This window comes from Actinokineospora sp. UTMC 2448, from assembly GCF_024760565.1.
GTDB classification, from domain to species: Bacteria; Actinomycetota; Actinomycetes; order Mycobacteriales; family Pseudonocardiaceae; genus Actinokineospora; species Actinokineospora fastidiosa.
In genome coordinates this window covers 5,234,089-5,259,991 of sequence record NZ_CP031087.1, presented here as the reverse complement: position 1 = coordinate 5,259,991, position 25,903 = coordinate 5,234,089, and the positions used below count along the sequence as shown (strand labels likewise).

Here is a 25,903-nt window from a genome sequence, read left to right as displayed (position 1 = left end):
AGGTCCGGTGGGGATCTCGACGCCAGGCCACAAGCAGCGCGTCGGCAGCACCGTCCTGCTCGACCGGACCGCGGAGGGCTCCGAGGTCAAGCGGACCCTGCTGCCCGGCGGCATGCGGGTGATCACCGAGCGCATGCCCGGCGTGCGCTCGGCGGCCATCGGCATCTGGGTCGCCGTCGGCTCGCGCGACGAGCCGCTGTCGGTCGCGGGCGCTGCGCACTACCTCGAGCACCTGCTGTTCAAGGGCACGGCCAAGCGCTCCGCGGCGCAGATCGCCGAGGAGATCGACGCCGTCGGCGGCGAGCTGAACGCGTTCACCGCCAAGGAGCACACCTGCTACTACGCGCACGTCCTCGACGAGGACCTGCCGCTGGCGATGGACCTAGTCTCCGACGTGGTCTTCGACGCGCTGTGCGCGGAGTCCGATGTGGAGACCGAGCGCGGCGTCGTGCTGGAAGAGATCGCCATGCGCGACGACGACCCCGAGGACCTGCTGCACGACGCGTTCTGCGGCGCGCTGCTGGCCGACCACCCGCTGGGCAGGCCGGTCCTGGGCACCGAGCAGTCGATCACCGCGATGACCCGCGGCGCGCTCAACGGCTTCTACCGCCGCCGCTACACCATGCCGCGCATGGTGCTGGCGGTCGCGGGCAACATCGAGCACCGGCAGGTGCTCTCGCTGGTGCGCAAGGGTTTGCGCGACCGGTTGGCGGGGGACAAGACCCCGGTCGCGCCGCGCGCGGGCCGGGCGCGGGTCGGCAACCAGCCCCGGCTGGTGCTGCACACCGACGACACCGAGCAGGCGCACCTCATGCTGGGCGTGCGCGCGCTCGACCGGCACGACGAGCGCCGGTTCACCCTGGGCGTGCTCAATGCGGCGCTGGGCGGCGGGATGAGCTCCCGGCTGTTCCAGGAGGTGCGGGAGCGGCGCGGGCTGGCCTACCAGGTGTACTCGTCGGTGGCCTCGTACGCCGACACCGGCCACCTGTCCGTCTACACCGGATGCCAGCCCGACCGGCTCGGCGAGGTCGCCGGGGTCGTGCGCGAGGTGCTCGGACAGGTCGCCCGCGAGGGCCTGACCGACGCCGAGGTGGCCCGCGGCAAGGGCCAGCTGCGCGGCGGGCTCGTGCTGGGCATGGAGGACACCGGCTCGCGGATGTCGCGCATCGGCAAGGGCGAGCTGGCCTACGGCGACTACCTCTCCGTCGAGGAGACCCTGAACCGCATCGCGGCGGTGACGCCGGAGGATGTGGCGCGGCTCGCCCGCGAGATCCTGACCCGTCCCCTCGCCGCCGCCGTGGTCGGGCCCTACGCTCACACCGACGACGTGCCGCTCGAACTGCATGAGGTGACCAGGTGACGATTCGGGTGGGGGTGCTGGGCGCCCGGGGCCGCATGGGCGCGGAGGTGTGCCGGGCGGTCGAGGCCGCGCCGGACATGGAGGTCGTGGCCAAGGTCGACGCTGGCGACGAGCTGTCCGACCTCACCGAGGTGGGCGCCGAGGTCGTGGTCGACTTCACCCACCCGGACGCGGTGATGGACAACCTGCGCTTCTGCGTCGAGCACGGCATCCGCGCGGTCGTCGGCACCTCGGGCTTCGGCGACGACAAGGTCGCCACGCTGCGCGGGTGGCTGGCGGACAAGCCAGGGCTGGGCGTGCTGATCGCCCCCAACTTCGCGCTCGGCGCGGTGCTGTCGATGAAGTTCGCCCAGATCGCGGCGCGCTACTACGAGACCGTCGAGATCATCGAGCTGCACCACAACCGCAAGGCGGACGCGCCGTCGGGCACGGCGGCGCACACCGCGCGGCTGGTCTCCGAGGCGCGCGCCGCGGCGGGCCTCGGCCCGGTCCCGGACGCGACGACGTCCGAAGTGGACGGCGCGCGCGGCGCGTCGGTCGATGACGTCCGGGTGCACTCGGTGCGCCTGAGCGGCCTGGTCGCCCACCAGGAGGTGCTGTTCGGCGGCTCGGGGGAGACGCTGACCCTGCGCCACGACTCGCTGGACCGCACGTCGTTCATGCCCGGCGTGCTGCACGGCGTGCGGGCGGTGCAGGACCTGTCGGGCCTGGTCGTGGGCCTGGAGAACGTGCTGGAGCTGTAGGTGTCCGCGCGCACGGTGTCGTGGGTCCTGGCCGCGGTGGTCGTGGTCTACTTCGTGCTGCTCGGCGGCCGCGCGCTCGAACTGTTCCGCGACGGCAGGCCGGTGGCGGTCGTCTTCGGCGTCGGCGTCCTGCTGCTGCCGCTGGTCGGCGCGTGGGTCCTGTGGTCGACGCTGCGCTTCGGCATCCGCACCCAGGAACTCGGCCGCCGGTTGGCGGCCGAAGACGGCCTACCCGACACCTCGACCCTGCCCCGCCTCCCCTCCGGCCGAGTAGACCGCGCCGCCGCGGACGCCTGGTTCGACGAACGCCGCGCCGAGGTCGAGGCCACCCCCGACGACTGGCGCGCCTGGTACCGCCTGGCAGTCGCCTACGACATCGCAGGCGACCGCGGCCGCGGCCGCCAGGCCATGCGCAGGGCCATCGACCTGGCAGGCTGACTCCACCTGGTCCGGTCAGGTCAGCCGGTCCGTGTGGTGGCTGGTGGCCCCATCAGCGCGACCACGACGGCAGTTCTTGGCCTGGCCCCCTTGCCCGCGCTCTGACCGATCACATCGGTCTGCTTCCGCGCGCTCAGCCCGCGGCGATGACCTCCACCTCGACCAGCCAGTCCTCCGAGAGGGTCTGGGCGACGATGGCCGTGGTCGGTACGACGCGGCCATCGAGGGCCTTGGTGCGGGCCGCGGCGTTGGCTTCGGCGTAGGAGGCGTCGCGGAGGTAGCTGGTGATGCGGACGATGTTGGCCACCGTCATGTCCGCGTCCGCCAGCACGCGCCGGATGTTCGACCAGATCAGGTCCAGCTGCGTCTCCAGGGTCGCGCCCGGTGTGCCCTGGGGGTCCAGGCCCATCGTGCCCGCGATGAACAGCAGGCGCTCGGCGCCGCGGACCTCCATGGCGTGGACGTAGTCCGGGGTGGCGGGGTAGATGCCGTCGGTCGGGCTGTGCTGGATGGTGCGCATGACCGGGACTCCTCGGGTGTCGATCCTGGGATACCCGCCCAGGATCGACACCCGAGCTCGTCGAGACCGCCCTCCCACGCCGTCGTGTCACCCGAAGGTGACGGCCCGGTCAGCCGATCGCGCCGCGCAGGCCCGAGACGCGGCCGGGCATGGACCAGATGTAGGAGAACCCGGTGCCCGCGCTGTGGTCGAACGCCGCCTCGGACTCGTACGAGGCGAAGTCCAGGTGGTACAGCGAGTTCTCCGACTGGCGCGCCACGACCGTCGCCGATCCCTTGTAGAGCTTGACCGTCACCTCGCCCGTCACCCGCCTGCGCACGTCGTCGAAGAACGCGTCGAGGGAGCCGCGCAGCGCCGAGAACCACTTGGCGTCGTACACCAGCTCGGCGTACTTCTTCGACAGCAGAGCCTTGTACTGGAACAGGTCCCGTTCGAGGACCAGGTTCTCCAGCTCGCGGTGGGCCTCGTAGAGCACGGCGGCCGCGGGCGCCTCGTACACCCCGCGCACCTTGATGCCCACCAGCCGGTTCTCCATGATGTCGATGCGCCCGACCCCGTGCTCGCCCGCGACCTGGTTGAGGTGCCGCACCAGGGTGACCGGGTCGAGCCGCTCGCCGTCCACCAGGCAGGGCACGCCGTTCTCGAACCCGATCCGCACCAGCAGCGGGCGGTCGGGCGCCGACTCCGGCGACCGGGTGATGGTGTAGACCTCCTCCGGCGGAGCCAGCGCGATGTCGTCCAGCGGGCCGCATTCGACGCTGGTGCCCCAGATGTTGGTGTCGCGGCTGTACGGGCTGGACTTGAACGCCGGGATGGACACCGCGTTCTCCTCGGCGAAGGCGATCTGCCGGGCCCGGGTGGTGAGGTCCCACTCCATGACCGGCGCGATCACCCGCAGCTCCGGGGCGAGCGCGGCGATGCCCGCGAAGAACCGGACCTGGTCGTTGCCCTTGCCCGTCGCGCCGTGGGCGACGGCGTGGGCGTTCTCCGCCTTGGCGATCTCTACCAGCCGCTTGGCGATCAGCGGCCTGCTCAGCGACGCCGCCATGTGGTAGCGCGTCTCGAACACCGCGTCGGCGCGCAGGGCGCGGAACGCGTAGTCGGTCAGGAACTCGTGGCGCAGGTCCTCGACGTAGACCGAGGTGGCGCCGTTGGCCTTGGCCCTGGCCTCGGCCTCGCCGAGGTCCTCGACCTGGCCGAGGTTGGCGCAGAAGGCCACGACCTCGGCGTCGTAGGTCCGCCGCAGCCAGGCCAGGGCGAGCGAGGTGTCGAGCCCACCGGAGTAGGCCAGAACGATCTTCACCTGATTCTCCTTACCCGGGCTATGCGGTGGTCAGCGTCGCGTCGAGGGCCTCGACGCGGCCGGTGCGCAGCAGTTCGGCCAGCATCTTCCTGGTGTAGAGGCGCTCGCCCCACTCCTCGTCCGACTCCGGCAGCGGCTGGCCGGTGCGGATGAGGTCGACCATCTCGTAGAACAGCAGCAGCAGGTACGCCCCCGCCCGCTCGGTCAGCCCGGCCCCGGTCTCGTTCGGGGTGATCGGGAACCGCCGGACCTGGATGATCCGGCCCGCGTCGATCTTGCGGACGATGTGGTGGCAGGTGACGCCGAACTCGGTGCAGCCGTCCTTGATGGCGAAGTGGTAGCCCCCGACCCCCCGGTAGCGCGGCGGCGAGGGGTGGAAGTTGATCGCGCTGCCCCGGACCCGGTTCAGCAGGGCCGGGCTGAGCACGAGGTCCGCCTTGAAGCAGAAGACGCGGTCGCCCGACCAGGTGTCGATGATGTCGGGCTTCGGGTCCCCGTGGTCCCAGAGCAGCGTGTCCACCTTCTCGAACACGTCGTCGAGGTAGCTGGCGGCCAATGCGCTCCACCGGGAGGTGTCACCGATGAATAAGACGCTCTCCTTGATCATGTTCCCCCAGTCTCTCCCGTCCAGGGTCGCCGGTGCGGAATGGTGCGGCCCTGGGCCCCGCCCGGTGGACCGGGCGGGACCTCGGACCGTTGTGGTGCCTGGAAATCACGATGAGCTGTCGGAGGAGGACGAGGGCTCCTTCGCCTCCTCCTCGGTCTTCGACTTGACCGCGCGGCCCTTGAAGATGAACCCGACGCCGCAGATCACCGCCGCCACCGCCAGGACGGTGAGCAGGGTGATGTCCTCGCTGAGGAACCACCACCCGAGCAGGACCGCGATGGCCGGGGTCACCAGCGTGTAGCTCGTCGCCAGTGCGGTCCGGACCGTCTTCAACAGGTACATGTACGCGCTGTACGCGCCCAGCGAGCCCGCCACGACCAGGTAGACCCAGGACCAGATCGCGCCGGCGTCGGGCATCGTGCTGAACGACTCGCCGAAGGCCAGGCCAGCGAGCGCGGTGATGGCGCCGCCCGCGAGCATCTCGCCCGCGTACGCCATCGGGCCCGCTGGCAGTTCGACGTGCTGGCTGAGCACCGAGCCGATCGACCAGCACAGCGCCGCCACCACGATGATGATCGCGCCCTTGGACGCGCCGGAGATGCCGCCCTCGACGTTCAGCGCGATGACGCCGATGAAGCCGAACGCGATGCCCACGACCTCGAAGTGGTTGGGCCACCTGCGGGTGAACGCCCCGGCGAGCAGCGCCGTCCAGATGGGGACGGTCGCGATGCCCACCGCGGCGAGGCCGCTGGTGATGGACTGCTGCGCGATGGCGATGCTGCCCACGCAGCCGCCCTGCATCAGCGCGCCGATGATGGCGCAGTTCAGCCACTGCTTGCCGGTTGGGAGCCGGTACCCGCGGATGAGCAGGAACGTGGCCAGGATGATCCCGGCTGCCAGGAAGCGCATCCCCGTCATGATGAACGGGGGCATGGTGGCCAGGGTCAGATCGATCGCCAGGTAGGTCGAGCCCCAGACGATGTAGACGATGATCAGCGCCGCGATCACGGTTGGCGTGAGGGACGACTGCGTCTTGCTGCCGGTGTTCACGTTCCCACTCATTCTCTCGTTTGCTCGGTTCCCCTCGGTGAAGGGATCAGCTGGCGTCCCGCAACTCGGGAACCCTGCGGTAGCCGAGGATCAGGATGTCCCGGACCGCCGGGCGGCGGGGGTCGGCTGGCGTGATCGGCGTGACCGCGTGCAGCACGTCGTGGTCCGCCCAGAACATGGTGTCCATCCTGGACTCCAGCGCGAACTCCGCGATCGGCCGCCGGTCGTTGTCGTAGACGAGGGAGACCCCGCCCGCGACGTTGGTCCGCGACATCAGGTGGATCGCGCCGAAGTCGATCTCGTCGCGGTGGATGCCCTCCGGCGTCGGCTCGCCGACCTCGTCGGGCGTGGCGATGATGCGGAACTGGTGGCAGGCCACCTCCCACGCGTCGGCGTCCCACTCGGGCGCGACGGGGAACTGCGCGTAGTTGAACTCGATGAGGGCGTTCATCAGCGGGTTGTCCACACTGGACTGGGTCAGCGGGTCGACCACGCGGTGGATGCCGCCCGCGTACGTGTTCGCCATCGGCGACTGGTAGTACGGTTGGTGCGCGAGGAGTCGGATGCTGCGCTCGGCGGGGATGTAGCAGTAGCGGCCGTATCGGCGCTCGCGGAAGCGCCCGCCGCCCTTGAGGTAGTTGTCCGGGCCGAGGTTGTCCCACTCGGCGGCCAGGGCCTCCTCGTGCTCCCGCACCGCGGGGTCGAGCGGCAGTTCGGGGCCGCGGACCAGGGAGTGGCCCTGGTCGCGTAACTGGCCCTTGATGTCGACAAGCTGGAGTTCGTCGTGCATGCGTGGCTCCCGGATAGCACGGGCAACGGTCGTGGTGGGATCGGCGATTCGGGGAACGGATTCGCGCGTGTCACAACGATGAACGACGTCGGTTCGTCGGCTCGCGAATCAGCCTCCCCTACCGGCTGAGCGCGCCAAGGGAGAATGAATAAAACTCATTGATGTTCCGCCCCCCGGTTGGGCCCCCATCGCGAGCTCATCGCAACTCGCCTGATGAAGGGGAGTATGGCATCACTTGACAACGTGGGGCAAGCATGCTGGGAGGCGGCAACGAAACTACCCGAATGGCGCAGTGGCGGTTACGCTGCCGGAGGGGTGGAACTGGTCCGCCCTGAAATGAGCATCCGTGCAATTCTGTCGCTGATGAGGGATTTCCGCCGCTATGCCCGGGCACAAAGAGGAACCGGTCAGTCTGATTGTGGCACCGGGTGTTCCGGTGTGGGTAGCGTGCTGGCCGTGACTGTGCTTGTGCGGCCCGCTGAGCCGCGCGACGTACGCGCGGTGAAGGCCATCATCGACCGCTACGCGGGGACGGCCATGCTGGGCCGCGACCTGGCGGCGCTGTCCGAGGTCCTGTCGGATTTCCTGGTCATCGAGCGGGTCGGCGAGGTCGTGGCCTGCGGAGCGCTGCACCCGCGCGGCGGCGACGTCGGGGAGATCGCCTCCGTCGCGGTGCGGCCGGGCGAGCACGGGCGCGGCGTCGGGTCGCTGGTGGTCGAGTGCCTGCTGGCCGCGGCGAAGGCGCGCGGGCTCGGCCGGGTCTACGTGCTGACCTTCCAGACGGAGTTCTTCGCCCGCCACGGGTTCCGCGCGGTGAGCGAGGTGCCGCAGCCGGTGTCGGTGAGCTGCGGCCGCATGGGCCTGTCCGCCGACGACGGCGCGCTGTTCATCGACCTGGGCCACGCCAAGCCCAACACCCTGGGCAACGTGCGCATGATCCGCGCGCTCTGAGCCGTCAGCGCCGGTCGTCGAACCCGGACCCGACGGGCACCCGGCCACGCCGCCTGAGCAGCACGAGCGTGCCCGCCGACGCCCCGCAGAGCGCGGTCATCGCCGCCCAGGGCAGCGCGGGCGCCCCGACCCGGGCGGCCACGTCGGTCAGCACGCCTGCCAGCGCGGTGCCCGCCGCGCCGATCACGCCCGCCGCCGTGCCCGCCAGGCCGAGCGCGGTGCCGCTGAGGCCACTGCGGACATAGGCGACCGCCAGATCGCTGGAAACCGGGAACGCGACCGTGCAGCCGATGGAGAGCACCACGGTCGACAACAACAACGGCGTCATCGACCACAACAGACCGGGAAGGGCGGACGGGTGGAATTCCGCGATGGCCGGTGTCGCCGGTTGCCAGGTCGCGCTGACCGCCAGGACGGCGAATGCGGCTGCGCAGAGCGCGAGGCCCGCCGACAACGCTCCCGCCGACCCGAAACGGGTGACGAAGAATCGGGTTATTGGGACACTCCCCACCAAACCGATCACGGTATTGACGACGAAAACGGCGCTGATGGCCCCGGCGAATCCGGTCACCCGCTCGGCTTCGAGCGGAAGCAGCAGGTACAACTGGTTGAACGCGACATAGAGCCCGGCCGCCGCGATGGTGTAAACCGCGAAACCCGGCGTCGCCACCACCTCGCGCCAATCCCGCATGACGGACTGTTTCGCCTGTTCGGCAGGCTGGGGCGGCAAAGCGAACGCCTGCCAGACGGTCAGCACCGCGAAGATCCCGGCGGCCACGATGGCGACCGCGGCGAAGTCGACCAGCAGCAGGGCGCTGCCCAGCAGTGGGCCGAGCAGCGCGCCTGCGTTGTGCGCGGCGCTGTAGACGGAATAGGCGACGAGCCGCTTCTCCTGGGCCACCGCACGGGTCAGGTAGGTCCGCGCGGCCGGGGCGAAGACCGCGCCCGCGAGCCCGGTCAGCACGGAGGCGACGAGCACCGCGGGCAGGGACTCGACGAACGCGAACATCCCGAAGCCCACCGTGCGCAGCCCGCAGCCGAGCAGGATCAGCGGGCGCGGGCCGATGCGGTCCGCCGCGGAGCCGCTGGCCAGCGTCATGCCCTGCTGGCTGACCGACCGCATCGCGATCACCAGGCCGACCGCGCCGACGGTCAGCCCGAGCCCGCCGAGATGCGTCGCGAGGTGCGGGACGATCAGGTAGAAGCCGAGGTTCACGCCGAAGTTGTTGACGACGAGCAGCCTGACCGGCCCGGACATCGCGCCGAACGCCTGAACCGTGCGCACGGTCCACCCCCACTTCCGTCCGCGCGCCAGGATACGGTCCGCCGCTGATGATCCACGTCACATGATCAACCCGCGGTGATCAAGAAGGCGGCGAATCCGACATAACGGCGGGTTTTCCGCGCGGCTTGATCGATGCTGGCTCACCACTGGCTATCACGGTCGCCCAGCGATCCATTGTGGACAATCAACTGTTGGTTAGCCTCCACCCCGTGGCGCCGTCACATGGCGCTCATTCGACTGGGAGGCAGCATGTTGATCCGCAAGGCCGCCGCCGTGCTCGCCGCTGGCGCAGCCGCGTTCGCGATGTCCGCGGGCACCGCCAACGCCGATGACACCGCTTACCTGTACGTCGGGCCGCTGAGCCACTGCGAGGACACCGGCGACCGCGGCGTGGCGGGCGGGGTGTTCTCGTCCTACACCTGCCAGCTCGGGATCGCTGGCTACAGTGTCCTCGTCACGGCCGCGCCGGGGACGGTCAGCGGCGTGTACCTCAACACCTTCGGCTCGGCCTTCAACACCGTCGAGACCTGCGACCAGACCGGCGCCAACGGCGTCGCCGCGGGCGTGTTCACCTCGTACCACTGCCAGCTCGGCATCGCGGGTTACAGCCTGACCGTCTCGGGCTGATACGCGCCGCCGGCGCCGGTCACCCCGGCGCCGGTACCGTCGCCCGCGTGGACCTCGACCAGCACCGGAGCGCGCTGAGCGCCTACTGCTACCGGATGCTCGGCTCCCCGTTCGACGCCGAGGACGCCGTGCAGGAGACCTTCCTGCGCGCCTGGCGCTCCCGCGAGCGCTATGACCCGTCCCGACCGCTGCGGGCGTGGCTGTTCACCATCGCCACCAACGTGTGCCTCGACGCGTTGCGTTCGGCGACCCGCCGCCGCGGCCCGCTCGTCGGCGCGCCCGCGACCGGACCCGACATCGGCGCGCCCCTGCCGGAGACGGCGTGGGTGCTGCCCGCGCCGGTCGACCCGGCGATGGCGGTGGAGGAGCGGGAGTCGGTGCGGCTGGCGTTCGTCGCCGCCCTGCAGGTGCTGCCGCCCAAGCAGCGCGCGGTGCTGATCCTGCGGGACGTGCTGGCGTGGCGGGCGGAGGAGGTCGCCGGGCTGCTGTCGACGAGCGTGGCCGCGGTGAACAGCGCCTTGCAGCGCGCCCGGGCCGCGCTGCCCGCCGTGCCGCCGTCGTCGGACCCCGATCCGGCGCTGTTGGAGGCGTACTGCGCGGCGTTCCTCAACCACGACGTGGAAGGTCTCGTCGCGCTACTGCACGAGGACGCCACCATGTCGATGCCGCCGTTCACCTGGTGGCTGCGCGGCCGCGACGCCATCGGGACGGCGTTCTCCCACGCCGACGCGTGCGTCGGGCACACGCTGGTGCCGGTGCGGGGCGGGTTCGGCCAGTACGACGCCGCCGGGCGGCCGTTCGCCGTGGTCGGCATCGAGGCGGCGGACGGGCTGGTGACCGCCACCACGACCTGGCTGATGCCGGAGTTGTTCGCGGTGTTCGGGCTGCCGATGAGTTCTCCCGCGCCCACTCGTAGTGGTGGGTGAAGGGAGAGCCATGGAACCGAGGATCGAGGACCGCCCGGCGGTGTCGTACGCCGGGATCACGGAGAAGGCGACGCTGGCGGAGTGGGGCAGGGTGAACGCCCTGGTGCCGGAGGTGCTGGAGTGGCTGACGGGACACGGCATCGCGCCGGCAGGCCCGCCGCTGTACCGGTACTACGCGGGGGACGCGACCACGCCGATCGAGGTGGAGGTCGGCTGGCCGGTCGCGGGTGACGTGCCCGCGTCGGACCGGGTGCGGGCCGGTGTGCTGCCCGCGGGCCGGTACGCCGTGCTGGTCCACCGCGGCCACCCGGACCGGATCGCGGAGTCGTTCGGCGTGCTGGAGTCGTGGGCGGCCCGCGAGGGCGTCCGCTGGGACGTCACCGAGGGCCGGTGGGTGTGCCGGTACGAGTCGTATCGCACGGACCCGCAGGTCGAGCCCGACCCGGCACGCTGGGAGACGGAGATTGCGTACCTGATCAGGGAGTGAGGGGGCAGTATGGGGGCATGTGCCGCAGTATCAAGACGCTCAGGCCCCCATACACCGAAGACCCCGGCGTGGCGGACGTCGAGGCCGCCGCGCGGCAGTACGTCCGCAAGATCTCCGGCTTCCACCGCCCGGCAGCCCACAACGCGGAGGTCTTCGAGCGCGCCGTCGCCGCCATCGCGGCCGCCACGGAGGAACTGCTGGAGGGCCTGGTCGTCAAGGGTTCCCGCGTTGCCCCCGGGACAAAAGAAGCCAGCTAGTGATCCGATCCGGTGCAATAGCTCCGGATCGGGAGGTTGGCGCAGGTCAGGGCCGCTAGCGTGCCCGCATGACCGCGATTCAGACGTCCGCCCGCAGGCGGGAACTCGGTGATGAACTGCGCACTGCCCGGGAGGCCGCGGGCGTCAGCGGTATGAAGCTGGCCGCCATGCTGGGCTGGTCGAACAGCAAGCTCTCGCGCGTCGAGCGCGGACTGAACCGCTGCACGGGAACCGAGGCCGCGATCCTGCTCGGCTACCTCCGCGCCAAGCCGGAGACGGTCGAGCGCATCGTCAGGCTGTGCGAGGACGACCGGCCTGGCCCCTGGGTGCAGCCAGCCAGCAACCGGGTTTCCGATCAGCTGCGCACCCTCATCATGCACGAGACGACCGCCACCCTGATCTACTGCCTGGAGATCAACCGCGTGCCGGGCCTCCTGCAGACCGAGGAGTACGCGCGGTCGATGATCCGGGGCACCGGGCTGGTTCCCGAGGACGGGATCGAGCCCCGGGTGGCGGGCAGGCTGGCGCGCCAATCGCTGGTGCGCGGCCCGGATTCCCCGACGTTCGTCTTCTACCTCCACGAACACGCGCTCCGGCTCCCCATCGGTGGGCCAGCGGCGATGCACGAACAGCTGTTGAAGCTCCTCCTCACGTCCTCGCAGGATGGTTGTGCCGTGCGGGTCATCCCAGAATCCCTCGGCCCACACGCGGGAATGGGCGGACCGTTCACCTATATGCAGTTCGCCGACCACGACCCGGTGGTTTACGTGGAAACCCAGAACCGCTGCCTGTTTCTGGAGCAGCCCGGTGACATCGCCAGCTACCGGCTCGTGCTGGGGAAGCTCGGTGAGCAGGCGCTGAGCGCCCGCGACTCGCGCTTCATCCTCAGCGAATACGCCGACTACTACGACAAGTTGGAGGCGGGCAACGGTGACTGAGGCAAACGCCGGGCACTTCCCCCCGTCCGCCTGGGCTGCCTTCCTAGTGGAACCACCCGTGGAACATCGCCGGTGAGGCGGCCAGGAGGCTGAACCGGACGAACCGCCCGGCTATCCCCGCGCTGAGGAACGCCGTCACCTTCATCCGCACCAACCCCGCCAGCACCGTCATCGCCATGAACGGGGGCAGGCCCGCCACCGCGCTCACGCTGTACGTGCCGAACATCCAGTGGGGGTGCGCCTCGCACTTCTCGCGCAGCCAGGACACCCACCCGCGGATGCGTTTCGTCCTCAGCTGCCATCGGAGCCGCCGGTCGGTCATCACCTTCTCGCGGCGGTGCATGAACCTCGGCAGGTGGATCGAGCCGCGCGCGGCGTAGTAGTAGAACAGCTTGCCCGTCACGTGGCCGACCGCGACCACCGCCGCCATCAGCGCCCACGGGATGTCCGGGCGCTGCATCGCCAGGCCGACCACGAACAACTCGAGGTTCAGGAACGGGATCAGCGCGGACCCGACCGCGACGGCGAGCGCGACGCACAGCCACGTCCACACGTGTCGGACCCCCTGACAGCTACCCCGTGACCCAGACGTTACCTGACCGTCCCCCACCCGGGGAGCGGAACCGGACCGGTACTCCGTCTAGTCACCACTGGACGGCCGAACGTTACTCACTCCAGCGGGAGCGCCACCGGACCGGTGAACCGGATTTCACGCAGCGGGCGTCCGCCCGCGTCCAGGGTCCGGAGGACGCCGTCCGGGGTCCAGCCCGCGCGCCGGTAGAAGCGCCTGCCCGCGGTGTTCTGCTCGGGCGTCCAGGCGATCGCCCTGGTCATGCCCGCCGCGCGCAGCGCGTCACCGGCCGCGGCGAGCAGGCGCGTCCCGTGTCCTCGGCGGCCCCAGCGGGGCTCGACCAGCAGGGTCGCGATCAAGCCGACCGTCTCCGCGTCCGGCGCGGGCGTGCCGTCCGCAGCCGCGGACTCCGACTCCGGCGACGCCCCGGCGCTGCAGAACCCGACCACCCACCGGCCCTCGGTCGCCACGAGCACGCTGGCCGGGCCCTGCTCGATCGTCCGCAGCCACTGGGTGGCGGCGGCCTCGGCGTCCAGGCCCGCGAGCACGTCGGGCGGGAGGAGGTCGGCGTAGCCCGACTGCCAGGTCGAGACCTGGATGCGGGCGATCTCGGCGACATCCGTCGGCAGGGCGGGGCGCACGGCGGCTTCGGCCATGCCCGCGAACCTATCGGACCGGCCCCGACGCCTTGGCGGGAAGTTGACGCAGGCCGCCGGAATAACCGGTGAACAACCGTCGGCGGTTCATGCAAGGCTTCGGGTATGGGTACGCGGAACTGGTTGGGATGGGCGGCGCTCGGCGTCGTCTACGTCGTCTGGGGATCAACCTATCTGGGGATCCGGCTCACCCTGGAGTCCATGCCGCCGCTGCTGTCGGCCGGGCTGCGGTTCGTCGCCGCGGGCCTGCTGCTGGGCGTCGTCGTGGTGCTCGTCGCCGGGGTCAAGGCATTACGGATGACGTGGCCGCAGTTCGGCACGGCCGCCCTCGTCGGGCTGCTGCTGCCCGCGTGGGGCAACGGGCTCGTCGTGGTCGCCGAGCAGCACGTCGCCTCCGGCCTGGCCGCGCTCCTGGTCGCCTCCATCCCGCTCTACGTCGTCGTCCTGCGCCGGATGCTGGGGGAGCGCCCGCCCGCCGTGACCCTCGTCGGCGTGGCCATCGGCCTGGCCGGGCTGGCCGTGCTGCTGCTGGGCGGCCCGGTGGCGGGCACGCACGGGTCGGCGTGGTTCGGGCCCTGGCTCGTCCTGCTCGCCGCGCTGGGCTGGTCCGTCGGCACGGTGCTGAGCACCCGGCTGCCCACCCCGGCCAACCCGTTCGCCCTGGCCGCGACCGAGATGCTGGTCGGCGGCGCCGCCCTGCTCCTGGGCGGCTGGGTCACGGGGGAGAGCCTCGACTTCGGCGCCACCACCGCGACGGCGTGGTGGGCGTGGGGCTACCTCGTGGTGTTCGGGGCGTTCGCCTTCAGCTCGTTCATCTTCGCGCTGGGCAGGCTGCCGGTCTCGACCGTGGCGACCTACGCCTACGTGAACCCGCTCATCGCCGTGATCCTCGGCTACCTCGTCGCCGACGAGGTGTTCGGGCCGTGGCAGCTCATCGGCGGCGCGATCGTGCTGGTGGCCGTCATCCTGGTCGTCCGCGCGGAACGACGGAAAGTGTCGGCCCCCGATGGCACGATGCCGGAGATGAGCGAGGTGCGCCGATGACCGAGACCATGACCACCGCAGCCGCGCGCCGGACAGCGCTGGCCGCGCAGGGCTTCGCCGAGGCGCGCCCGGCGGGCGCGCCCACGCGCAGGCACCTGGCCAAGGTGCTCTCCCGGGTCCAGCTGCTGCAGCTGGACTCGGTCAACGTGGCCGTCCGGGCGCACTACATGCCCGTCTTCTCCCGCATCGGCGGCTACGACCCGGCGCTGGTCGACGACGCCGCCTGGAACCCGACGGCCCGCAAGCCGCGCATGCTGGTCGAGTACTGGGCGCACGTCGCCAGCCTGATCCCGGTCGAGGACTGGCCGCTGCTGCGCTGGCGGATGCGCTACTACGAGACCCGCTACGCCGACTTCCTGCGCCGCGACAACGCCAACATCACCGGCCTCGTCGACGACGTCCTCACCGCGGTCAAGGAACTCGGCCCGATCGGCGCGGGCGCGCTGGAGACCGAGCTGGGCGGCGGCGCGCCCCGCCCGCGCGGCGGCTGGTGGAACCGGTCGGACGTCAAGCACACCTGCGAGTACCTCTTCGCCGTCGGCGCGCTCACCACCGGCACCCGGCGCGGCTTCCAGCGCCTCTACGACCTCCCCGAGCGCGTCCTGCCCGCCGAGGTCCTCACCCGCGAGGTCCCCGACGACGAGTGCGCCCGGCGGCTCATGCGCGCCGCCGCCGTCGCCCACGGCGTCGGCACCGAGTTCGACCTGCGCGACTACTACCGCCTGCCCCCGGACATGGCCCGCACGGCGCTGCTGGAGCTGGTCGACGCGGGCGAGCTGGTCCCCACGACGATCCCCGGCTGGCGCCACACCGCCTACCGCCACGTCGACGCCCGCACCCCGCGCGCCGTCCGAGGGCGGGCGCTGCTGTGCCCGTTCGACCCGCTGGTGTGGGAACGCGACCGCACCGAGCGGCTGTTCGGCTTCCACTACCGCATCGAGATCTACGTCCCCGAGCCCAAGCGCCAGTACGGCTACTACGTCTTCCCGTTCCTGCTCGACGGCGCCCTGGTCGCCCGCGTCGACCTCAAGGCCGACCGGGCCACCGGGACCCTGCGCGTCAACGGCGCCTTCGCCGAGTCCGGTGTGGACACCGCGCGGGTGGCCGCCGAGCTGGCCGGGGAACTGCGCGAGATGGCCGACTGGCTGGAACTGGACGCGGTGGCCGTCGGCGAGCGCGGCGACCTGGTCGCCCCGCTCGCCGCCTGCCTCTAGACCGCAGCCTTGTGCACCAGGATCGTGCCGGAGCCGGTGCGGCCGCTCACCCGCAGCGGCACCCCGTCGACGCGCTTCTGGGTCACCGGGACCTCGCTGCGCGCCACGGACGAGGTCGAGACCAGGTCGAACTCCGCAGGACCGGCCACGCCGACCCGGAAGCTGCCCGAGCCGCTGGTCAGCTCGACCGTGCCGGAGACCGCCTCCTTGATGGCGATGTCGCCGGTGCCGGTCCGCACGAGCAGGTCGGCGGTGACCCGGCCGAGCCGGATCTCGCCGCTGCTGGTGGCCACGGTGGACGAGCCGCCGAGCGCGGCCACCTCGATCGTCCCGCTGCCCGAGCGCAGGTGACCGCCCCCGGGAGCGGGGCCGAGCCGGATCGGGCCGGTCCCGGACGTCAGGCGGACCGCCCCGGTGGCCTCGTCGACGCTGATCTCCCCGCCCGTGGTGCCGACCTCGACCCGGTCCGCGCGGCCGGAGACGGTGACGGCGCCGTCGCCCGTGCGGCAGTTCACCGACGACCCGGCGGGCGCGCGGACCACGACCGCGACCGGCACGGCCCGCAGGTGCCCGCTCTTGGCCGAGCGCACCGACAGCGCCCGGCCGCCGAAGTCGACCCGGGCCTGGGCGACGGCCTCGCCGGACAGGTCGAGGGCGCGGTCGTCGCCCATGGCGCTGCCCACCCAGGACATCAGCGCGGTGAGGCCCTCGGCCCACGGGTTGTCCGAGGCCGCGGGCCGGATCTCGACGTCCACGCCCGGCTCGTCGCGCAGGTGGACCTCCACCGCGCCGGAGCCGATGCCGACGGTGATGTCGACCGGCCCGTCGGCGTCGTAGGAGAGACGCCGGATGGTGTCACTCGTCGTCATCGTGGTGTCCCCTAGCCCTCGTACCAGCCCTGCACGCGCGAGCCGCGCTCGCCCGGCCATCCGCCCCAGCCCTTGCCGCCGCCGAAGCCCTTGCCCTGCAGCGCCCCGTGCACGGCCCCCTGGACCGCCTGCTGGACGAACGTGTTCAGCGACATGCCCTGCGCCGACGCTGCCTGCTCCGCCTTGGCCTTCAGCTCCTCGAACAGCCGCAACGTCATCCGGCTCATCTCGCCGCCGTCGTGCGGGGGCGGCGGCGGGGGAGCCTCGCCCGGCCCGGAGCGCGCCGCCCCCGACACCGCCACGCGCACGTCGCGGCCGTCAAGGCGGACGTCGACCACGTGGTCGGGCAGGGACGCGGTGACCTCGGCGGCGAGGTCGGCCAGGGCGTTCATGATGGCCAGCCGGGCGGCGGGCTCCAGCGCGGCGGACAGCGCGGCCGCTGCCCGCCGGGTGGTCTCGTCGCCCACGGCGGCGGCGGCGGAGAGGTCGTCCCGCAGCGAGGTGATGTACGGCGTCAGGTCCATGACACCACCATGCCACCACATCTGACATCACGCCACTGTCTGCCGCGCCATGTGGACGGATGTGTCGCTGTGCACGCCGCCACCTGTCGGATTTCAGCGCCGGGGGGCCAGCGCCTAGGCTGGCCCGGAATCAGGAGAAGGAGCGGGTCAGTGGCCGAGACGGTGTCGCCCAAGGTGCAGCTCATCGCGAAGACGGAGTTCTTCCCCCCGGCGGACGTGCCGTGGACGACCGACACCGACGGCGGTCAGGCGCTCGCCGAGTTCGCCGGGCGCGCCTGCTACCAGTCGTGGAGCAAGCCGAACCCGGCCACCGCGACCAACGCGGGCTACATCAACCACATCATCGAGGTCGGCCACCTCTCGGTGCTGGAGCACGGCTCGGTCAGCTTCTACATCACCGGCATCTCCCGGTCGCTGACCCACGAGCTGATCCGGCACCGGCACTTCTCCTACTCGCAGCTGTCCCAGCGCTACGTGCCCGAGCGCAACGCCGCGATGGTCGAGCCGGACGTCATCGCCGAGGACCCCGAGCTGCACGCGAAGTTCCTGGAGGCCGCCCAGGCCAGCCTGGACGCCTACAAGGAGCTGCTGAAGGGCCTTGAGGCGAAGTTCGCCGACGTGCCCAGCGCGACCCTGCGCCGCAAGCAGGCCCGCCAGGCCGCCCGCGCGATCCTGCCCAACGCCACCGAGACCCGCATCGTGGTCACCGGCAACTACCGCGCCTGGCGGCACTTCATCGCCATGCGCGCCACCGAGCAGGCCGACATCGAGATCCGCGCGCTGGCCATCGACTGCCTGCGCGAGCTGCAGAAGGTCGCGCCGAACGTGTTCGCCGACTTCACCGTCTCCGCGCTGCCCGACGGCACCGAGGTCGCCTCGAGCCCGCTGGTCGCCGAGGGATGAACCGCCTGGTGGTCGACGTCGCGCCGGGCGAGTACACCGTCACCCGGCTCGACCCGGGCACGGGCGTGCCCGCCGAGCTCCTCACCCGGGACGGCCTGGTCTCGGTGACCGCGACGGCGACCGAGGTCTCGGTCGTCACGCCCAGCGAGCACGCCCCCGACGGCGGCCGGACCGAGCCCGGCTGGCGCCTGCTCACCGTGCGCGGCCCGCTGGAGTTCACCCTGACCGGCATCATGGCCGCGCTGGCCGGGGCGCTGGCCCAGGCGGGCGTCCCGCTGTTCGCGCTGTCGACCTTCGACACCGACCACCTGCTGGTCCGGGCGGTCGACCTCGACCGGGCGGTCCGGGCGCTGCGCGAGGCGGGGCACGAGATCGGCTGATCGGCGTCTGCTGGTGGGTCCCGCTGACCTACGATGGCCGCCATCCGCAGGAGGTGGACGTGTCCCAACAGCCAGGACCCCTGGTAGCGCCGGGAAGCCAGCGCGTCATCGCAGGCCGCTACCGGGTGCTCAACGAGCTGGGCCGCGGCGGCATGGGCGTCGTCTGGCTCGCCGAGGACACCACCATCGGGCGGCATGTGGCGATCAAGGAGCTGCACCTGCCCGACGGCGTGCCCGCGGCCGAGCGGCTGGTGTTCGAGGAGCGGGTGCTCCGCGAGGCGCGCACCGCGGGCAGGCTGAACGACCCGGCCGTGGTGACGGTGTACGACGTCGTGCAGGAATCCGGCGCGACCTACATCGTCATGGAGCTGATCCAGGCGCCCACGCTGGCCGACGTGGTCCGCGAGCGCGGGCCGCTCAAGTCCGACGCCGTCGCCCGCCTGGCCGAGCAGCTGCTCTCGGCGCTGGAGTCGGCGCACCAGGCGGGGATCGTGCACCGCGACGTCAAGCCCAGCAACATCATGCTCGCCGCCAACGGCCGCGCGAAGCTGACCGACTTCGGCATCGCCCAGTCCGTCGACGACCCGAGGCTGACCACCAGCGGCCTGCTGATCGGCTCGCCCGCCTACCTCGCGCCCGAGCAGCTGCGCGGCGAGTCCGCCAGCGCCGCGTCGGACCTGTGGGCGCTGGGCGCGGTGCTGTTCTTCGCCATCGAGGGCTACTCGCCGTTCGAGCGCGCCAACACCGCGGCCACCATGCACGCGATCCTCAACGAGGTCCCGTTCCTGACCCGCGGCTCCGGCGCGCTCGCGTCGGTCATCTCCGGCCTGCTGAACACCCACCCGCAGGCCCGGCTGACCGCCGCCCAGGTGCGCGGCCTGCTCACCCACGTCCAGCCCGGCCCGCCGACCGGCCCGCACACCGGGCCGACCGCGATGTACCCGGGCGGCTACCCGACGATGGTGGCCCAGCCGCCCCAACAGCAGCAGCCGGTGCGGAAGCGGCGCATGGGCTGGCAGCTCGTCCTCGCGCTCGCGTCCGTCCTCGCGCTCGCGGGCGGTGTCCTCGGGTTCATGCTCGCCAACGCGGTGAACGCGCCCGCCGAGGACGAGCAGGCGACCCCGATCACCACCTTCACCTACGGCGCGGGCGGGCAGGTGCGCGAGTTCGAGGTCACCAACCGCTACTGCGGCGTCGGCGTGATCCAGGACGGCGCGTCGTTCCCCGGCGGCGAGCCGTGCGACGAGCCGCACGCCTTCGAGGTCTACGGCTATCTCACCCTGAACGACGACTGGGACTACATCCCCACCGAGCTGACCGCCCTGGGCAAGAGCTACTGCCTGTGGCAGTTCCGGTCCGGGCAGGTCGAGCCGGGCCAGCTGGGCAGGCTGTCGGTGATCGTGCTGGTGCCCGCCAAGCAGGCGTGGGAGGCCGACCGCGAGCAGGGCAGCCCGGCCCGCACCCTGGTCTGCGCGCTGACCAGCCGGGACGGCTCCATGCTCGCCGAGTCCCACCTGGTCGAGCAGGAGTGACGCTACCTGCCGGTACGGTAGCGGCATGAGTGTCGCCAAGGACGAGCGTGCCCGGCTCTGCGACCTGCTGGCCGAGGTCGGCCCCGACCAGCCCACGCTCTGCGCTGGCTGGACGACGCGGGACCTCGCCGCCCACCTCGTCGTGCGCGAGCGGCGCATGGACGCCGCCCCGGGCATCCTCGTCAAACCGCTGGCCCCGTACCTCGATCGGGTGCAGGCCAAGGTGGCGGCCAAGCCGTGGGACGAGCTGCTCCGGCTGATCCGCACCGGCCCGCCGGTCTACTCCCCGCACTACCTGCTGGACGACCTGGTCAACACCCCCGAGTTCTTCATCCACCACGAGGACGTCCGCCGCGCCCAGCCGCAGTGGAGCCCCCGGCCCGCCGACCCGCGGCGCGACCGGGCGCTGTGGACCGCGGTGCGCCGCGCGGGCAGGCTGATGTTCCGCAACAGCCCCGTCGGTGTGGCACTGCGCACGCCCGACGGGCGCGAGGTGACCGTCAAGCGCGGTCCGAACACCGTCACGGTGCTCGGCGAGCCCGGCGAGCTGCTGCTTTTCGCCTTCGGCCGGGACCAGGCCGAGGTCGGGTTCGAGGGCGAGCAGGCGGCCATCGGCGCGCTGCGCGGCCTCGCGCGCGGACTGTAGACCGCCATACACAGGCGAGATGGCGCCACGGCGGACGGTCATCGAGTCGCCGCAACAATGACGAGGTAGCGTCCACCCATGACCACATGTCCGACCGCCGCGCCCGGCAGACCGTTCGGCCGGGTGCTCACCGCCATGGTCACCCCGTTCGACGCCGACGGCGCGCTCGACCTCGACCGGGCTCAGCACCTCGCTCAACACCTGGTGGACCTCGGCAACGACGGGCTGGTGGTCAGCGGCACCACCGGCGAGTCCCCGACGACCACCGACCGGGAGAAGTCCGACCTGCTCCGCGCGGTCGTCGAGGCGGTCGGACACCGCGCGACCGTCGTCGGCTCGGTCGGCACGTACGACACCGCGCACAGCGTCCACCTCGCGCGCGAGGCGGAGAAGGCGGGCGCGCACGGCCTGCTCGTCGTCACCCCGTACTACTCGCGGCCCCCGCAGGCCGGGCTGCTGGCGCACTTCACCAAGGTCGCCGACGCCACCGAGCTGCCGGTCATGCTCTACGACATCCCGCCGCGCTCCGTCGTGCCCATCGCGGTCGACACGCTGCGCAGGCTCGCCGAGCACCCGCGCATCCAGGCCGTCAAGGACGCCAAGGGCGACCTGCTCGCGGGCAGCGAGGTCATCGCGTCGACGAACCTGGCCTACTACTCCGGCGACGACGCGCTCAACCTGCCGTGGCTGTCCATCGGCGGGGTCGGGTTCGTCAGCGTCATCGGGCACGTCGTGGCCGGGCGGCTGCGCTCCATGATGGACACCTACGAGCGCGGCGACGTGTCGTCGGCGCAGATAATCCACAACGGACTCCTGCCCGTGCTGCGCGCGTTCAGCCGGGTCGGCGGCGTCATCTTCAGCAAGGCCGCGCTGCGGCTGCGCGGGGAGAGCGCGGGCGACCCCCGGCTGCCGCTGCCCCCCGCGACCCCGGAGGAGTACGCCGCGATCGCGGGCGACCTCGCCGAGGGCGGCGTCCCGCTGGCCGAGGCGCCCCCGACGCACCAGGCCGCGGCCAGGGTCGCGCACGCCGACGCCGCCGCGGCCTACATCGCCACGACGACGCACACCAGCGCGGGGACGGTCCACAAGTGAGCGGTTGGCCCACCAACCCCCCGCCCGCGCTCGCCGAGGGCGGCCTGCGCGTGGTCGCGCTGGGCGGCATCGGCGAGATCGGCCGCAACATGACGGTCTTCGAGTACGGCGGGCGCCTGCTCATCGTCGACTGCGGCGTGCTGTTCCCGGAGGACCAGCAGCCCGGCGTCGACCTGATCCTGCCCGACTTCCGGGCCATCGAGGACCGGCTCGGCGACATCGACGCCATCGTGCTGACCCACGGGCACGAGGACCACATCGGCGCGGTGCCGTTCCTGCTGCGGCTGCGGCCGGACGTGCCGGTCGTCGGCTCCCGGTTCACCCTGGCGCTGCTGGCGGCCAAGTGCCGCGAGCACCGGCTGGACCCGGTGCTGCGCGAGGTCGCCGAGGGCGACCGGGTCGCCTACGGCGAGTTCTCCTGCGAGTTCTTCGCGGTCAACCACTCCATCCCGGACGCGCTGGCCGTCGCGATCCGCACGCAGGCCGGGCTGGTGCTGCACACCGGCGACATCAAGCTGGACCAGCTGCCGCTCGACGGCAGGCTGACGGACCTGGCGGGCTTCTCGCGCCTGGGCGACGAGGGCGTGGACCTGTTCCTGGTGGACTCCACGAACGCCGAGGTGCCCGGGTTCGTCACCCCGGAGCGCGACATCGGCCCGGTCATCGACGGGGTGATCGCGCGCGCCCAGCAGCGGGTCATCGTGGCCTGCTTCGCCAGCCACGTGCACCGCGTCCAGCAGATCCTCGACGTCGCCGTGGCCCACGGCCGCCGCGTGGCGATGGTGGGCCGGTCGATGGTGCGCAACATGGGCATCGCGGCCGACCTCGGCCTGCTGTCGGTGCCGCCGGGGCTCCTGGTCAACCTCGACGAGGCCATGGCCATGCCCGAGCACGAGGTCGTCTTCGTCTCCACCGGCTCCCAGGGCGAGCCGCTGTCCGCGCTGTCCCGGATGGCCCGCGGCGAGCACCGGCAGATCGCCATCCGCCCCGGCGACACGGTGGTCCTGGCCAGCTCGATGATCCCGGGCAACGAGACCGCGGTGTTCGGGGTCGTCAACGGGCTCGTGCGGCTCGGCGCGCACGTCGTGCACCAGGGCAACGCGAAGGTCCACGTGTCGGGCCACGCCGCGGCGGGGGAGCTGCTGTTCCTCTACAACGCCGTGCGCCCGTCGAACGTGATGCCGGTGCACGGGGAGTGGCGGCACCTGCGGGCCAACGCGGCCCTCGCCGTGCAGACGGGCGTGCCGTCGGACCGGGTGGTCATCGCCGAGGACGGCGTCGTGGTCGACCTGGTGGACGGCCGCGCGGCCATCTCCGGCCGGGTCGAGGTCGGGCACGTGTACGTCGACGGCCTGTCCGTCGGCGACGTCGGCGAGTCGACCCTGTCCGACCGGCTGGTCCTGGGCGAGGGCGGCTTCATCGCGATCACGGTCGCGGTCGACTCGGCCACCGGCCGGGCGATGTCGTCCCCGACCATCTCCGGCCGCGGCTTCTCCGACGACCCGAAGGCCCTGGACGAGGTCGTGGCGCTGGTGGAGAAGGAGCTGGCGCACACGGAGGCGGAGGGCGTCACCGACACCCACCGCATCGCCCAGGCCGTCCGCCGCGTCGTGGGCCGCTGGGTCGCCGACACCTACCGGCGGCGCCCGATGATCGTGCCGACGGTGATCCCGGTCTAGCGCTGTCGGTGGGCCCGGGCAGACTCCGCGCCCGTGCCCACCTTCACCGCCGAGATCCACCGCTTCCCGGGCCCGGGCGGCTGGCACTACGTGCCCGTCCCACCCGAGACCGCCGACCACTTCGCCCCCGGCATGACCCGCGTGGCGGCCCGGATCGGCGCGACGCACTGGGCCACCTCCCTGCTGCCGAAGGGCGACGGAACCCGCTTCCTCGCCCTGAAGGCCGCGGTCCGCAAGTCCGAGGGCCTGCACGAGGGCGACGTGGTGACGGTGGAGCTGGAGCCGGGCCACCGGGGCGGATAGATCACGCGGAACCCGCGGGTTTCGGGCGACCGGATGCCGGTAAACCCCCGATATGACCGCATTGCCGCCAGACCCGGACCCGGACCGCACGCCCGGACTCGAACCGGGTGGTGGGGTGCAGCCGGGGGACACGCCGCCGGACTCGGGCAGCACGACGCAGGGGTTGTCGAAGCCGGAGACCTACCGCTCGCGCGCGGGTGGGATCGCCACGCTCGTCATCGTGCTGATCATCACGCTGGCCGTGGTCGGGCTGCTCGTCGCGCAGCTCGTCGGGTGGGTCAAGGTGTTCTGAGGGTCACCCGCGACCGCTCGCCGCGCACGACCTCCCACACCGTCGCGGGGATGCCCTGGGCGCGCACCGAGCGGGCCAGCCGGTCGTCGTGGGTGAAGACGACGACCTGGCGGGTCGCGGCCACGTCGGCCAGCACCTCGGCCAGACCGTCCACTTTGGCCGAGTCGAGCGCCTGGACCGGGTCGTCCAGCAGGACGAACCGGAACGGGCTGTCGTCGACGCGGGTGCGGGGCAGGAACAGGGCCAGCGCGAGCGCGTGCAGCTCGCCCTGGCTGAGGACGCCCAGCGCGGGCGCGTCGGCGCCGTCGACGCTGGCGTTGAGGTCGGTGCGCCTGCGGGTGTGCGCGCCCGCCAGGGCGACGCCGTCGAGGGAGACGTTGCTGTCCTTGCGCAGGATCGCCCACAGCCGGGCCGTCTGCTCGGCGAACGGGCGCATGCGCTCGTCGCGCAGCCTGCCCGCCATCGCCTTGAGCCAGTCCTCGGCCGTGGACAGCAGCCGGTGGCGCTCGTGCTCGTCCAGCACGCGCCCGGCCTGCTCGGCCCACGCGGCCAGGCGCAGCGCGGTCGGCCGCCACACCTCGTCGATGCTGGCCAACTCCGCCGCTGCCCACTCCCGCGCCTTCGCCAGCGCGTTCTCCAGTGCGGCGTGCGCGGCCACCGCGTCGTCCGCGTCCGCCCAATCCGCCCACGCCGCCCTGGCGAACGCCGCCTCCGGGATCGCGTCGAGCACGGCGGGCGGCGGGCCGACCAGCCGACGCAGTCGCGACACCGCCGCGGCGTGCTCGGCCCGCGCCGCCCGCTGCGCCTTCGCGGACCGGCGGGCCTGCTCGACCCGGGCCCGCCACGCCGCGTCCAGCGCGCCGCCGCCGCAGACCGGGCACGCGCCGTCGCCGTGCCCGTCGTGGTAGGCCAGCGCGGCGCCCAGCAGGTCGTCCAGGTCGGCGGGCAGGGCCGACACGGCCGCGGTCACCGCGTCGGCCGCGGCGCGCACCTCGGCCACCGCGGCGGCCACCTCGTCGGCCGACGGCAGGGACAGCGCGACCAGCGACCGCAGCGCTCCCACCGGGAGCCCGCCCTCGGCGTCGCCGACGGCGAGCGCGGTGAGCCGGGCCAGCGCCGACCGGGTCGGCGTCAGCAGCCCGACGGCCTCGCGGGCGCGGTCGTCGTCGATCCCGCGCAGGACCTCGCCCAGCGCGTTCTTCTCGTCGCGGACGGCCTTGCGCACGCGGTCGAGCTCCAGCCTGCGGGCGCCGAGCCGCGCGCGGGCCTCGTCCAGCCGCTCCAGGCCGAGCGCGCGGTGTAGCACGTCGTGCAGTTCCGCGGGCTTGCCGTCGACCAGCCTGCCCAGGTCGGTGTACGACAGGAACGGCCGGTGCGTCTCGAAGTCCCAGTCCCGGCCGGTCCACTCCGGACTCTTGAACGCCGCGCCCTCCGGCCACGACGCGCGGAAGACCGCCGTCTCCCCGCCCGCCACCGTCTCGACCTCGATGGCCGTGGACGGCGAGTGCAGGTTGCGCCAGCCCGCCTGCCAGAGCTTGCGCGCGGAGTCGGCCTTGCCCGCCCAGCGGGAGTTCCGCCGGGTGAGCGCCACCTCGACCGCCTCGGCGATGCTCGACTTCGCCGAGCCGTTGCGCCCGGTGACCAGGGTCAGCCCGGGCCGAGGCGGCAGGGTCAGCTCGACCTGCTCGCCGATGCCGCGGAACCCGCGCACCCGCACCGCGGCGAGGTAGACCTCCGGCGATCGGCCGGGCGCGGCCACCGCCGCGCCCGGCCCGGTCGACGCCCCGCCCAGCGCTCCCTCGACCGCGTCGTCGCCGTCCAGCGCCGCGATGACCAGGTTCCTGGCCGCTTCGGGCAGGTCGGAGTCGGCCAGATGGTCCCGGACGAACCGGTCGAGGGTGCGCTCGGCGGGCATG

Annotated in this window: 30 protein-coding genes; 19 read left to right on the top strand and 11 right to left on the bottom strand. The window is 72.3% G+C overall.

The features are described 5' to 3' along the window. Positions 1-7: 7 nt before the first annotated feature. Genes Actkin_RS23950 through Actkin_RS23940 form a run of 3 tightly spaced genes read left to right on the top strand, consistent with a single transcriptional unit; the run spans position 8 to position 2,541 of the window. Complete coding sequence (locus Actkin_RS23950) at positions 8-1,360, top strand: M16 family metallopeptidase (protein ID WP_229787010.1); 1,353 nt, start codon at positions 8-10, stop codon at positions 1,358-1,360. Further along, a complete protein-coding gene (gene dapB / locus Actkin_RS23945; RefSeq protein ID WP_258904342.1) occupies positions 1,357-2,103 on the top strand; it encodes a 4-hydroxy-tetrahydrodipicolinate reductase in 747 nt (248 codons plus the stop codon). Before Actkin_RS23950 ends, dapB begins: the two co-directional genes overlap by 4 nt. Further along, positions 2,104-2,541: a hypothetical protein gene (locus Actkin_RS23940; protein WP_189211645.1), complete on the top strand. Its 438-nt coding sequence runs from the start codon at positions 2,104-2,106 to the stop codon at positions 2,539-2,541. 133 nt (positions 2,542-2,674) lie between these two features. Here the strand turns inward: Actkin_RS23940 and Actkin_RS23935 are convergent, their stop codons facing one another. From Actkin_RS23935 to Actkin_RS23915, 5 genes are all read right to left on the bottom strand, one after another. Next, positions 2,675-3,061 (bottom strand): RidA family protein, encoded by a 387-nt coding sequence (locus Actkin_RS23935; protein WP_258904341.1) that lies wholly within the window; start codon positions 3,059-3,061, stop codon positions 2,675-2,677. A 109-nt stretch (positions 3,062-3,170) separates the two neighbouring features. Further along, positions 3,171-4,364 (bottom strand): argininosuccinate synthase, encoded by a 1,194-nt coding sequence (locus Actkin_RS23930; RefSeq protein WP_258904340.1) that lies wholly within the window; start codon positions 4,362-4,364, stop codon positions 3,171-3,173. A 19-nt stretch (positions 4,365-4,383) separates the two neighbouring features. Further along, complete coding sequence (locus Actkin_RS23925; protein WP_258904339.1) at positions 4,384-4,971, bottom strand: formyltransferase family protein; 588 nt, start codon at positions 4,969-4,971, stop codon at positions 4,384-4,386. 105 nt (positions 4,972-5,076) lie between these two features. Continuing rightward, positions 5,077-6,021, bottom strand: a complete 945-nt coding sequence (gene yedA / locus Actkin_RS23920) for a drug/metabolite exporter YedA (RefSeq protein ID WP_258904338.1) — start codon at positions 6,019-6,021, stop codon at positions 5,077-5,079. Positions 6,022-6,067: 46 nt separating this feature from the next. Beyond that, positions 6,068-6,811 (bottom strand): 2OG-Fe dioxygenase family protein, encoded by a 744-nt coding sequence (locus Actkin_RS23915; protein WP_258904337.1) that lies wholly within the window; start codon positions 6,809-6,811, stop codon positions 6,068-6,070. Between the two features lie 456 nt (positions 6,812-7,267). On the opposite strand from Actkin_RS23915, the gene Actkin_RS23910 reads away from it, so the two are divergent. After that, a complete protein-coding gene (locus Actkin_RS23910; protein WP_258904336.1) occupies positions 7,268-7,762 on the top strand; it encodes a GNAT family N-acetyltransferase in 495 nt (164 codons plus the stop codon). Positions 7,763-7,766: 4 nt separating this feature from the next. Here the strand turns inward: Actkin_RS23910 and Actkin_RS23905 are convergent, their stop codons facing one another. Then, positions 7,767-9,047 carry an MFS transporter gene (locus Actkin_RS23905; protein ID WP_258904335.1) on the bottom strand — a complete coding sequence of 427 codons (1,281 nt, stop codon included), beginning with the start codon at positions 9,045-9,047 and terminating at the stop codon, positions 7,767-7,769. 249 nt (positions 9,048-9,296) lie between these two features. Here Actkin_RS23905 and Actkin_RS23900 point away from each other — a divergent pair, with 249 nt between their 5' ends. From Actkin_RS23900 to Actkin_RS23880, 5 genes are all read left to right on the top strand, one after another. Beyond that, on the top strand, positions 9,297-9,674 hold the full coding sequence (locus Actkin_RS23900; protein WP_189211643.1) for a hypothetical protein: 378 nt from the start codon (positions 9,297-9,299) through the stop codon (positions 9,672-9,674). A gap of 47 nt (positions 9,675-9,721) precedes the next feature. Next, on the top strand, positions 9,722-10,600 hold the full coding sequence (locus Actkin_RS23895) for an RNA polymerase subunit sigma-70 (RefSeq protein WP_258904334.1): 879 nt from the start codon (positions 9,722-9,724) through the stop codon (positions 10,598-10,600). Positions 10,601-10,610: 10 nt separating this feature from the next. Next, the gene (locus tag Actkin_RS23890; protein WP_258904333.1) at positions 10,611-11,087 is read left to right on the top strand and encodes a GyrI-like domain-containing protein; all 477 of its coding nucleotides are present in this window, start codon (positions 10,611-10,613) and stop codon (positions 11,085-11,087) included. Positions 11,088-11,104: 17 nt separating this feature from the next. Next, positions 11,105-11,344 (top strand): DUF2277 domain-containing protein, encoded by a 240-nt coding sequence (locus Actkin_RS23885; RefSeq protein WP_189211640.1) that lies wholly within the window; start codon positions 11,105-11,107, stop codon positions 11,342-11,344. A 68-nt stretch (positions 11,345-11,412) separates the two neighbouring features. Then, on the top strand, positions 11,413-12,282 hold the full coding sequence (locus Actkin_RS23880) for a helix-turn-helix domain-containing protein (RefSeq protein ID WP_258904332.1): 870 nt from the start codon (positions 11,413-11,415) through the stop codon (positions 12,280-12,282). Between the two features lie 43 nt (positions 12,283-12,325). Here Actkin_RS23880 and Actkin_RS23875 read toward each other — a convergent pair whose 3' ends face one another. Next, entirely contained in the window at positions 12,326-12,835 is a 510-nt protein-coding gene (locus tag Actkin_RS23875; protein WP_189211638.1) for a YqaA family protein, read from the bottom strand. Positions 12,836-12,951: 116 nt separating this feature from the next. After that, positions 12,952-13,509, bottom strand: coding sequence for a GNAT family N-acetyltransferase (locus Actkin_RS23870; RefSeq protein ID WP_258904331.1), 558 nt, complete (start codon positions 13,507-13,509; stop codon positions 12,952-12,954). Positions 13,510-13,614: 105 nt separating this feature from the next. Here Actkin_RS23870 and Actkin_RS23865 point away from each other — a divergent pair, with 105 nt between their 5' ends. Together Actkin_RS23865 and Actkin_RS23860 are read left to right on the top strand one after the other, a co-directional pair. Then, positions 13,615-14,553, top strand: coding sequence for an EamA family transporter (locus tag Actkin_RS23865; protein ID WP_189211636.1), 939 nt, complete (start codon positions 13,615-13,617; stop codon positions 14,551-14,553). Continuing rightward, complete coding sequence (locus Actkin_RS23860) at positions 14,550-15,767, top strand: winged helix-turn-helix domain-containing protein (RefSeq protein WP_229787009.1); 1,218 nt, start codon at positions 14,550-14,552, stop codon at positions 15,765-15,767. The genes Actkin_RS23865 and Actkin_RS23860 overlap by 4 nt, the downstream gene beginning before the upstream one ends. Here the strand turns inward: Actkin_RS23860 and Actkin_RS23855 are convergent. Beyond that, positions 15,764-16,636, bottom strand: a complete 873-nt coding sequence (locus Actkin_RS23855; protein ID WP_189211635.1) for a DUF4097 family beta strand repeat-containing protein — start codon at positions 16,634-16,636, stop codon at positions 15,764-15,766. The two genes, Actkin_RS23860 and Actkin_RS23855, sit on opposite strands and share 4 nt — an antisense overlap. An 11-nt stretch (positions 16,637-16,647) precedes the next feature. After that, entirely contained in the window at positions 16,648-17,160 is a 513-nt protein-coding gene (locus Actkin_RS23850; protein WP_258904330.1) for a toxin-antitoxin system HicB family antitoxin, read from the bottom strand. Between the two features lie 150 nt (positions 17,161-17,310). Here Actkin_RS23850 and thyX point away from each other — a divergent pair, with 150 nt between their 5' ends. The 8 genes from thyX to Actkin_RS23810 all read left to right on the top strand — a co-directional run bounded on the left by thyX (position 17,311) and on the right by Actkin_RS23810 (position 23,987). Then, on the top strand, positions 17,311-18,063 hold the full coding sequence (gene thyX / locus Actkin_RS23845; protein WP_189211633.1) for an FAD-dependent thymidylate synthase: 753 nt from the start codon (positions 17,311-17,313) through the stop codon (positions 18,061-18,063). Next, positions 18,060-18,443: an ACT domain-containing protein gene (locus tag Actkin_RS23840; protein WP_189211632.1), complete on the top strand. Its 384-nt coding sequence runs from the start codon at positions 18,060-18,062 to the stop codon at positions 18,441-18,443. The genes thyX and Actkin_RS23840 overlap by 4 nt, the downstream gene beginning before the upstream one ends. A 59-nt stretch (positions 18,444-18,502) precedes the next feature. Beyond that, positions 18,503-19,975, top strand: a complete 1,473-nt coding sequence (locus Actkin_RS23835) for a serine/threonine-protein kinase (protein ID WP_258904329.1) — start codon at positions 18,503-18,505, stop codon at positions 19,973-19,975. 25 nt (positions 19,976-20,000) lie between these two features. After that, positions 20,001-20,621, top strand: a complete 621-nt coding sequence (locus Actkin_RS23830) for a TIGR03085 family metal-binding protein (RefSeq protein ID WP_258904328.1) — start codon at positions 20,001-20,003, stop codon at positions 20,619-20,621. Positions 20,622-20,699: 78 nt separating this feature from the next. After that, complete coding sequence (gene dapA / locus Actkin_RS23825; RefSeq protein ID WP_189211630.1) at positions 20,700-21,713, top strand: 4-hydroxy-tetrahydrodipicolinate synthase; 1,014 nt, start codon at positions 20,700-20,702, stop codon at positions 21,711-21,713. Beyond that, positions 21,710-23,392 (top strand): ribonuclease J, encoded by a 1,683-nt coding sequence (locus Actkin_RS23820; protein WP_189211629.1) that lies wholly within the window; start codon positions 21,710-21,712, stop codon positions 23,390-23,392. The genes dapA and Actkin_RS23820 overlap by 4 nt, the downstream gene beginning before the upstream one ends. Positions 23,393-23,425: 33 nt before the next feature. Beyond that, the gene (locus Actkin_RS23815) at positions 23,426-23,695 is read left to right on the top strand and encodes a DUF1905 domain-containing protein (RefSeq protein ID WP_189211628.1); all 270 of its coding nucleotides are present in this window, start codon (positions 23,426-23,428) and stop codon (positions 23,693-23,695) included. 52 nt (positions 23,696-23,747) lie between these two features. Beyond that, positions 23,748-23,987: a DUF6480 family protein gene (locus Actkin_RS23810; protein WP_189211627.1), complete on the top strand. Its 240-nt coding sequence runs from the start codon at positions 23,748-23,750 to the stop codon at positions 23,985-23,987. Here the strand turns inward: Actkin_RS23810 and Actkin_RS23805 are convergent. After that, positions 23,974-25,902 carry an AAA family ATPase gene (locus tag Actkin_RS23805; protein ID WP_258904327.1) on the bottom strand — a complete coding sequence of 643 codons (1,929 nt, stop codon included), beginning with the start codon at positions 25,900-25,902 and terminating at the stop codon, positions 23,974-23,976. The genes Actkin_RS23810 and Actkin_RS23805 overlap by 14 nt on opposite strands. Position 25,903: the final 1 nt, after the last annotated feature.